2 protein-coding genes are annotated in these 835 nt (G+C 66.6%); both read right to left on the bottom strand.

Translation table 11 applies throughout. The features are described 5' to 3' along the window. Positions 1-85: 85 nt before the first annotated feature. The gene (locus C3486_RS36665) at positions 86-493 is read right to left on the bottom strand and encodes a DUF6507 family protein (protein ID WP_103837139.1); all 408 of its coding nucleotides are present in this window, start codon (positions 491-493) and stop codon (positions 86-88) included. A gap of 48 nt (positions 494-541) precedes the next feature. Next, on the bottom strand, positions 542-835 hold a 294-nt coding region (locus tag C3486_RS36670), incomplete at its 5' end, for a pore-forming ESAT-6 family protein (RefSeq protein WP_103837140.1).

Below are 835 nucleotides of genomic sequence, written 5' to 3' on the forward strand. Positions count from 1 at the left end.
TCCGCCTTCAGCGCCGCATGGTCCTTCTCCAGCTGGCCCAGGTCCCCGGTGTACTGCGGAATCTGATCGGGCTTGAGCTCGATCTTCATCGCTCCTGGACCCCCGGCTTCGTCGGATCCACATCCACCGCACCCAGCGCCTTGCGCTGCGCCTCGGCCGCCATCTCCAGATCACCATTGGAGTAGGCCGTGGTGGCCTCCACCGCGCCGTTGAGGGACTTGCCCGCCCGCATCGCGATGAACTTCAAGTCATTGAGGGTGTGCTCGGAAAACTGCGACAGCGCCAGGGCCACCAGGCCGCCGGCCGGCTTCTCCCCCTTCCCCCCACCGCCGCCGTGGGCGTCGCCCTCGGCGGCAATGGTGCCCGCACTGCTCGCCGCCGACTGCAGATGCTCCCCGTACGCCTTGGTATGCGTCTCGATCTTCCCGGCGAACTCACCGGTCGTCTTCAGCACACCCGAAATGCCCTGCGGATCCAGATCCCAGCCGGCCATGCGCTACCCCTGCTCCCCGTTACCAGCCGTCCTCGCCCACACAGGGCGTCAGCCGATGTTGTCCACCGCGGACTTCGCCTTGGCCAGCGTGTGCTGGGCGGTGCCGTCGTTCTTCTCCAGCGTCGTCTTCAGCAGCTGGATGATGTTCTTGACCTCCTGCGAGGCCCGGTTCCAGCGCATCTCCTTGCCGTGGTACTCATCCGCCACGCCATCGGCGGTGAAATCCGCCATCGCCGCCTTCACCTGACCGTCCCGCGCAGTGATCACCTGCTCCAGCCGCGCAATCACCGACTGGATATTGCCCTGCGCATCCGCCGACGCACCCGTGTCGTACGACCGACG

The organism is Streptomyces sp. Ru73 (genome assembly GCF_002920575.1).
Taxonomy (GTDB): Bacteria; Actinomycetota; Actinomycetes; order Streptomycetales; family Streptomycetaceae; genus Streptomyces.

Coding starts and splice junctions, on each gene's coding strand:
- C3486_RS36665 (WP_103837139.1), bottom strand. CDS start 493: ATGGCCGGCTGGGATCTGGATCCGCAGGGCATTTCGGGTGTGCTGAAG.